The organism is Paenibacillus sp. KS1 (assembly GCF_001680695.1).
Taxonomy (GTDB): domain Bacteria; phylum Bacillota; class Bacilli; order Paenibacillales; family Paenibacillaceae; genus Paenibacillus_B; species Paenibacillus_B suaedae.
In genome coordinates this window covers 1-7,929 of sequence record NZ_MAIS01000148.1, presented here as the reverse complement: position 1 = coordinate 7,929, position 7,929 = coordinate 1, and the positions used below count along the sequence as shown (strand labels likewise).

10 protein-coding genes and 1 pseudogene are annotated in these 7,929 nt (G+C 40.6%); 2 read left to right on the top strand and 9 right to left on the bottom strand.

All coding sequences use genetic code 11. The features are described 5' to 3' along the window. Positions 1-740: 740 nt before the first annotated feature. Together BBG47_RS26685 and BBG47_RS26680 are read right to left on the bottom strand one after the other, a co-directional pair. Complete coding sequence (locus BBG47_RS26685) at positions 741-1,127, bottom strand: hypothetical protein (RefSeq protein ID WP_065294270.1); 387 nt, start codon at positions 1,125-1,127, stop codon at positions 741-743. Next, on the bottom strand, positions 1,124-1,306 hold the full coding sequence (locus BBG47_RS26680; protein ID WP_065294269.1) for a helix-turn-helix domain-containing protein: 183 nt from the start codon (positions 1,304-1,306) through the stop codon (positions 1,124-1,126). The genes BBG47_RS26685 and BBG47_RS26680 overlap by 4 nt, the downstream gene beginning before the upstream one ends. A 427-nt stretch (positions 1,307-1,733) precedes the next feature. Between BBG47_RS26680 and BBG47_RS30920 the strand changes: the two genes are divergently transcribed. After that, positions 1,734-2,720: a glycoside hydrolase 5 family protein gene (locus tag BBG47_RS30920; protein ID WP_065294268.1), complete on the top strand. Its 987-nt coding sequence runs from the start codon at positions 1,734-1,736 to the stop codon at positions 2,718-2,720. 497 nt (positions 2,721-3,217) lie between these two features. On the opposite strand, the gene BBG47_RS30915 is transcribed toward BBG47_RS30920, so the two are convergent. The 4 genes from BBG47_RS30915 to BBG47_RS26665 form a co-directional block, all read right to left on the bottom strand. Next, the gene (locus tag BBG47_RS30915; protein ID WP_254659940.1) at positions 3,218-3,460 is read right to left on the bottom strand and encodes a DUF4368 domain-containing protein; all 243 of its coding nucleotides are present in this window, start codon (positions 3,458-3,460) and stop codon (positions 3,218-3,220) included. 110 nt (positions 3,461-3,570) lie between these two features. Then, positions 3,571-4,707, bottom strand: a complete 1,137-nt coding sequence (locus BBG47_RS26670) for a recombinase family protein (RefSeq protein ID WP_254659939.1) — start codon at positions 4,705-4,707, stop codon at positions 3,571-3,573. Then, positions 4,704-4,859 (bottom strand): hypothetical protein, encoded by a 156-nt coding sequence (locus BBG47_RS30170; RefSeq protein ID WP_021258321.1) that lies wholly within the window; start codon positions 4,857-4,859, stop codon positions 4,704-4,706. The genes BBG47_RS26670 and BBG47_RS30170 overlap by 4 nt, the downstream gene beginning before the upstream one ends. Positions 4,860-5,256: 397 nt before the next feature. Next, a complete protein-coding gene (locus BBG47_RS26665) occupies positions 5,257-5,796 on the bottom strand; it encodes a GNAT family N-acetyltransferase (RefSeq protein WP_021254967.1) in 540 nt (179 codons plus the stop codon). A gap of 111 nt (positions 5,797-5,907) precedes the next feature. Between BBG47_RS26665 and BBG47_RS29165 the strand changes: the two are divergent. Then, positions 5,908-6,504 (top strand): annotated as a pseudogene (locus tag BBG47_RS29165) (site-specific integrase); the annotation flags it as partial. A 192-nt stretch (positions 6,505-6,696) separates the two neighbouring features. Here the strand turns inward: BBG47_RS29165 and BBG47_RS26655 are convergent. The 3 genes from BBG47_RS26655 to BBG47_RS30440 all read right to left on the bottom strand — a co-directional run. Then, positions 6,697-6,987, bottom strand: coding sequence for a hypothetical protein (locus BBG47_RS26655; protein ID WP_021258319.1), 291 nt, complete (start codon positions 6,985-6,987; stop codon positions 6,697-6,699). 504 nt (positions 6,988-7,491) lie between these two features. Next, positions 7,492-7,722: a hypothetical protein gene (locus BBG47_RS26650; RefSeq protein WP_065294267.1), complete on the bottom strand. Its 231-nt coding sequence runs from the start codon at positions 7,720-7,722 to the stop codon at positions 7,492-7,494. After that, positions 7,723-7,929 (bottom strand): hypothetical protein (locus BBG47_RS30440; protein WP_217492531.1); only part of this gene is annotated, 207 nt, incomplete at its 5' end.

Below are 7,929 nucleotides of genomic sequence, written 5' to 3'. Positions count from 1 at the left end.
AGCTGTCTGATTTAGTGTTGACAATCCAATACTCCCACGATGGATAAGCATATCCTAATTTGTCATTAAAGTTCTTTACCAACAGAAGATATAATGCCTTCTCATCAGTTGTTAAGTCGTAACACATCGTTACACTGTCCGGTATTTGGGAAAATCCTTTATTGACTATGATTTTATGTGACAGGTTATTTAACTCACTTTTTGTTAGTATTCGCATTTTTCTCCCTACTCTCTTATATTTTTCGTTTTGCTTTCAGGGTTTTTAACTCCTTACACTCTTTATAGTCGCCCCATCCCAAATCAGAGTTGCGAAAAAGAAATAACCCGCCAACTATGGGCGGGTAAACTCTACCGATACCGAACATTATTAAATTCTTCTACCTTTTCACAACCAACGAACTTTAATAGTTCCTGCTCATGGATTCGGAAGGGGTACATTGATTGAATACCATCACTAGAAGTCCTGTAACAAGAAATTGTTCCTAAGTCGCAGAATCGTTTCACTTGTTGCGGACTACATCCTAAAGAGCGAGCTACACGCTCACACGTCCAAATGTTCATTGCTCCAAGTCCTCCAATAATGTGAGACGTAGAAAAAATTCAGCAGTTCGTTTTCCCCAATTCTAACGATATTGCCGCCTAGATTCACTGCTGTTAGCTTGTCATCAAGTATCCATTGCATTACAATCTGTTCCTCAACGTTAAATAATTCGGAAACGTCTTTAACCGAATAATATTTGTCAAGCAAGGCTAGTCACCCCCGTAACGTAATCGTGTAAACTTTGAGCATCGACAACATATGCCCCGCCTTTAAAGTACGCCTTCAGCTTACCTGTTTGAATCAGCAGGTGAATTTCCTTCTCATTGTGTAAACCTAGCTTTGTCAATGAATCTTGAATCGTTAGGCTTCCTGAACGCCCTACAGATGGCTTAGGAGCTTCCTGAAGGGCTATACCGTTACGGTGGGCGTATCTCTCAATGCTATGGAGACTAACCCGTGTTTTACCGTCTTCAGACTTGCTTTGTTCCAATAACCCGTATTGGCTCAACCGCAGAACTTCCTCTTCAGTCATTCCTAACATCGTAGCGGCTTCGATGAGAGAGACCGCCTTGGAGTTAATAATCATTCGCTTTGCCCTCCTGAAGTGTCCTCAAGAATGAACTTTCTTAGTGCCGCCTGAGGAATCCTAATCGAGCCGCCGATTTTAACAGCGTTGATAGTCCCGTAATTTATCAGACGGTACACTGTGTTGTAGGAAAGACCTAATACCGCTTTCGCTTCCTTGATGGAATACATCTTCTCCATCGTCTTCACCTTCCTTTGTCATTTGATATCAATATAAGGTAAGGTTAGTGAACTTTAACCACAGGTGTGTACAAATGATAACGGGAGTGATAGGAACGAAAGTACCGTCATCATAAAACACTGACAAAGGCAATCTAAGGAAATAAAGGTATGAAATGGTGGTATCTAGGGAAAACACAATGTTTTGGTAGGGGGGACTCTTAAGAAATAGGTGTTATCATTAAAGCATTTTTTATCTATGGCTCTGTTAAACTGTGTTGTTGATTTGTTATTGAAGTAACGGGAAGTTTAGTTCCAATATATGTTAATATTAAGCGGAGATGTATGGTAAATAAATTAACAAGGGAATCCCAAGCAGCGAATTTGAGTTAAATGACAGATATTATTGGTACAGTAATAATTGGTTAATTTGAAAGGATGATGCTGAATGAGTAGTACTGATCACGTAAATGAGACTAAATCGTTTACATTCGGAGTATTTCCACTCGGGCTGTCGGGCGGCCCCGACGGGGTTGCAGCAGGCCCGCCCGATGATTTCGAGCAAATGGGTCTCGCAATGAAACGGCTGCAGGGAGATGGCGAGCCGTTATTAATCCGTTGGTATATAAGTTGGACTGGAGCCGAGTCGACGGAGGGGGCTTTACAACATATTGGCCAGATGGCTTCGATTCCAGCATCATGGGATATGGTCTTGTGCTACAGAGATCCACGCGGCGACGTCAATGCTTGGATCGATTTTGTGGAACTCGTGGTAACCAGATATGGTAATCATTTGTCCAACGTACAAGTAACGAGTGAAGTCAATCTGGTGGGACTCCCGGAGGCTGCCGACGGCAGTTCGCCGAGAGCCATAGAAGCTCTGGTTAAAGGGGTAATTGCGGCAGGACGGGCAAAGCGCGAATCCGATAGGAACGTTTCGATTGGCTTCGCCGTTGTTCCGGAGATTGATCCGCACTCAGGGACCTTTTGGCCGAGTCTGGCCAAACTCGGCGGAACAGAGTTCGTTGATTCCTTGGACTATGTCGGACTGGACATGTATCCGGATGTATTTGGCGGTCGTATTGTTAAGAACGAACTGGCTAGCGCTACCGAGCAACTGCTGCATTCTTTCCGTGAGATAGCTTTGCCGATAGCGGGGATCGGCCCGAACGTGCCGATTCATATTTGTGAGACTGGCTGGCCTACCGGTCCCGAACGCTCAGAAGAACATCAGTCCTTTGCAATAGAGACCGTTCTACGTACCGCATACGCGAACCGATTCGTACTTAACGTAACACATTGGGAATTGTTCACGCTTCGCGATGCGGACAGCAGTAAGGACAACATATTCTATCAGTTTGGAATCTTACGAGACGATTATTCGCCGAAACCCGCCTTTGAACGACTCTGTCAGGTGCTCGCTGAGCTGCGCTGACATTTATTTTCGAGTCAGATAGGCGTATGAAACTTTGTGTCTGTTTGGTGCGTATATTCGTGATATTTAAGCAATCATTTCTACGTTAACGGGTACGATAGTTAAGAATGAACCGCCACATTGGGTGGTTTTTCTTTTGGTCAAAATCAACAACCAAGCATAATAAAGCCTATCTACTAGGGGAGCAGGTATACTAGCTGTCTTGATGTTAATACTAGAAACACACGCTCCCTATTCTCTGCCCCGCCATTATGGTAGGGGCTTCTTTGTGCGTACAGAAGGATATTTGTAAAATTTTCAGGCGGGTATGACAAGCCTTAACTTCGGCTCAGATGCAATATTCTTTTCGCTAGCCACTGGGTGGGGGTATAATAAAAGAGCGACTGTTTTCAGCCGCCCTTCATTGAGCAAATGCTATTCCTGTATTTGTTTTTCAGTGTCTATACATCACATGTGGAGTGTGTTTCACTGCTAGTTTTAGAAGAGGGGTGAGTGGATTATAACCCCTCAACCATGGCAAACTTATAATAAATCTTGATGCTTTTATCTTCTTTGACTTCAATCTTTTCAACGAAGCGTAAAAGAGTCTCTGTAGTCAAAGTATCGAAAGCCACTGCTTTTTTAAATTGTTCTTTGATGGAGAAAAGTTTACTCGCTGAGTAGCTTTCCTCCATCTTTTTTTGAAGTTGGCTTTTTTCGACTTCTAAATGCAGCAACTTGTCTTCAATATCTGTAACCAAACAGTCATAGTCGTCCTTGGTAATAGCATCACTGACAAACTTCTGTAAAGCATTTTTCTTTATATCCATTTGCTTTTGTATTTGTTTATCAATGGCTTGTAGCTGTTTTGTTATTTTTTTTGGTTAGCGTTTATTCTTTGTTTGACCTTGGCATCCAGATCAGGTAGGTTCAGTTTGTCGTACATCGCTTTTAAGTCGCTTAGAATGACTTCTGTGAGGTTTTGTTCCTTAACTGCGTAATTGGTACAAGCGATGTTCCCATGCCTTGCATAGGTGCCACAAATGTATCCCTTTCGGTTTGAGCGATACCACATACCCTTTCCACAATCAGAGCAATAAGCAATATTAGTAAAAAGGTGTTTTTGCGCTTTAGTTCCGCCATGCCCCCTTCTTGCTCTCATTGCAAGTAGGTGTTTTGCTTCCTCAAATATTTTTCTCAAAATAATTGGTTCATGGGTATTTTGGACAACAACCCAATCCTCTTCTTTTAAAAACACCCTTTTTTTATTTGTGACATTCAAAGTTGCCTCTCTACCTTGAACCAGATCACCAACATAGTGTGGGTTTTGTAAAATCTTCTTAACTGATGTACCTTGCCAATACAGACTAGCATTTGACTTGCCGATGACTTGTGAGGGGGTGGGCAGTTGCTTGTTTGAAAGATACCTCGCTATTTTATCGTGCCCCCACCCCTCTAGGTATTTACTGTAAATATCCCTAACAACATCTACAGTATAATCATCTCGCATGATTAACTTGCCATCATGCACTGTATATTCGTATGGAGCATGAGCACCTAAAAATTTCCCATACTTATACTTCATTCGAAAAACAGACTTGATACGTTCGCTTGTGCGTTGGCTTTCGTTTTCATACATCCAAGCATAAAGTCCAAACATAGCCTGTTTTGATGCATCCTGGGTATCTATAAGCCCATCTAAAGTAATTATTCGGATACCTTTTGTTTCGGCTATCTTTTTCAATTGATAGAGCAACCCTACATTTCGACCTATTCTACTTAATTCTTTTGCAACTATCACATCAAACTTCTGATGCTCAGCTTCTTCGATAAGCCTTTTCAGACCTTCACGATTGTCGTTGGTTCCAGTTTGCACATCAATGTAGAAATCGAATAAATCGTGCTGTCCCTCTTTAAGGAAGTCTAAAATCAATTGCTTCTGATTTTCAGGAGATTCCTTTTGCCCTTCACTATCTGTTGAGACCCTAACATATCCTGCTACTTTCATTTATGTCGCCTCCCATTATTAGTGGTGGCGACTATATCTACTTGCTTATCATTGTAGGCGGCAGATACAATATTTTCAATCTCCTTCTCCAATTGACTAATAATTAAGGTCTTAAAGTCAGTTGTGCCTGTAAACACTCTTTCAATATTCATTATTACCTCCCCTTTCAATCAAAGCAATCGTTCTTGGTAGGGGATTAGTTGCGATAACCTTTTATTAGGGAGTCGGTGTTGAAAGATGTAGAAAGTTGATGTAGAGTTGAAGTAGTCTAAACGTCATAGGTGAAAGGGAGGGAGCAGTATTGCAAAAGCAAACTAATTTACAAAAAATTTGTTAGTTAAACCCCACAGCCCTTGATTTACAAGCACATTCACAGGATTTCAACTCCAATTTACTACTATTATCCCTTTTTTCAAGCCTGTTTCCCACAGGTTCGCGGAAGCGTGCACTTTTTTGCACGGCTAATGTTGTGCTTTCTTTTTGCATTTTTGCTATTGACTTCGCATAGTTGGTCTTATACTGTACGATGCACTATTCAAATTGTTAGCTTTATAATCCGAGTCTGGCACCTACTTCTGCATACTCTATATCTTTTCTTTCTGCATTCCAATTACCCCCTGTTTGTCCGTCCCATATCGCTCCTGTTTCAACGAAACCGACAGACGCAAACAACTTCCGGACGGCTTCGTTTACCATCCAATATGATGTAGCAACTGCATCGGCTTTTCCTTGTGGAAACGACTTTATGTAATCAATAACTTTCATCATTGCTTGTTTGCCAAATCCTTTGCCTTGATGCTTTTTATCAATCATAAAGCGATTAAGTCCATAAGTAGATTTATCTCCATATTTTTCACATAAAAATGCACTTTCCGCCAGTTCGAAAAATCCAATATCGACATATCCTATGACTTCATCATTGTTGCATATAGCGAAGATCATAGGAGGTTTTTCGTCGTTGAGTATCTTTACATAGGCTTTAGCCAAACAATATATGCTGGAATCCACATTTCCTTTCTGCTCGTCTGTTATGCTTAACTTCAACACTGCCTCAAAATTATCGTGGGTAATTTTTCTTAATTCAATCATTTTTCTTCCCTACTTCCGAAAATATAAATTCGCTGCATCTGCCCGTAACGCCGTTCCCCGTCCTCCGTGCCTTAACGACACCAGTATAGTATAAAAACCCGGATATTTCCACATTATGATGATATAATCATACTGCTTGGTACAGGACTTCGTATTTCCGAGTTGTGCGGATTGACAGATGCAGATATAGATTTAGAAAACAGAATTATTGATGTAAACCATCAGTTGTTATACTGCACAGGAACTGGATACTACATTGATGAACCAAAAACAAAGAGTGGTTTCCGACGAATTAAGATGACAGAGGAAGTCTATCAAGCCTTTAGACGTATAATGGATAGGCGCAGATTTACAAAGACTGTCACCATAGATGGCTACAGCAACTTCATATTCGTTACTCGAAACGGCAATCCGAAAATCGGTATAAATTACAATAGTGTGTTCCGAGGACTTGTAAAGAAGTACAACAAGGATAATGATAATGAAGTAGCATTGCCAAAGGTAGTGACACCACATACCCTAAGACATACATTCTGCACCGATAAAGCCAATGAAGGCATGAATCCAAAAGCATTGCAATACATCATGGGACACTCCAACATTACAATGACCCTCAACTATTACGCACACGCAACATTCGATTCTGCAAGTGCAGAAATGGAACGATTGGAAAAAAGAAAGCAACAAGAACAGCAGCTCGCTGCTTGATATAAAATGTATCTTGCTTGGTAGTACAAAACGAATTTACTACTTTTTTACTACCTCTCAAGACAAAAATATAAAAATTTCTAAGAGCATTTAAGAACATCTCCCAAAACACAAAATGCCGAAGTGCCTGCATAGGCAGGCTTTAACGGCATTTAAGGAATTATAAAAAGATATTAAAAAACTAACTTGAGATTAGACAAACACTAAAGTAGTAAAAGCGCAAAAAGATAGATTAGGTTCAGCTATTGTTTCATTAATCACAGGGATTTTTTCAATTTTATTTATATTTCTTGGATTTTTGGTAGGGGAGGCGGAGGCAGGAATACCTTTTCTTATCTTGGCATTTATCTTATCAATTACTGGACTGATATTGGGTATTAGAGCAAGGAAGTCATCTAGTGGTAGAGGATTGGCAATTGCGGGGATTACATTAACAGTTGTACCATTTATCTTATCTATTATCATGGTAGCCCTAACAGTCATTACAATGTTCTTACTCTTTTAAAAGACTATTTTAATTTACATAGTTTACAGTTGGTGCACTTGCCCTTCGCTCCGCTACGGTCAAGATGCACAGGTCACTCGCTACGCTCGTGCCCTTGTATTAGTAGTGTGTAGATTTTTTTATTTAATTCACACTAATTCGAGGAAACATTCCACCCCCCTATAAAGGGGGATGGCGATACTAAGAACTAATCCTGAGGTATCTTCATGACATTCAACGTGCCCAGGTGCAGCTTTACCACGTATGTATTTGAATACAACTCTGTCATGCCACCTAGCTAATAAGCTACTGCGACGGTGTGATTCTGGGAGTGACATCCACCATTTAACGGCAGGCACTAGACCGATGAAAGCCAGGAAGAGTTTAAAGTGTTTTCTTTTATCCACTTGTATGACGAACATGAAATTGTTTATGTAAGACCGCCCCTAGTATGATTATTAGGGGGGCGGCAATTAAATTAGCAAATGGAAGGGGGGATCTCCCTATGCTGGTAGAACCTTGTTAATTTCTTTCTCTGTAATCCCGTGTCTCAGTAATAGTTTGGCTAAAGATTCAATACTGACCCCGAAACCATAACTAGAGTTATACACACCGTTGTAAGGTTTTAGTGCTCTTTCTAGATCCCCATTTTGAATACGCCTTAACACGTAGTCCTCCGTAAAACCAAGTCCAAAACGGTTTGTTATTCTACTTGCTCTTTCGACTGTTATCATTTAAACATCCTCCCTCAGTACAAGTTTCCGTATGCTATCCTTCGTAAAATAGATACGATTATCTTGTTGCACCTTCTCAACATAAGGAGAAGATGATATTTCAAAAAGCCTTTGGGTTGTAATCCCTAATATTTCGGCTGCGTGTGCAAAGCTGTAAAGATTATCAGTTTTCATTATCGGCAGGGTTAACAGCTGCTTTCGATCCTC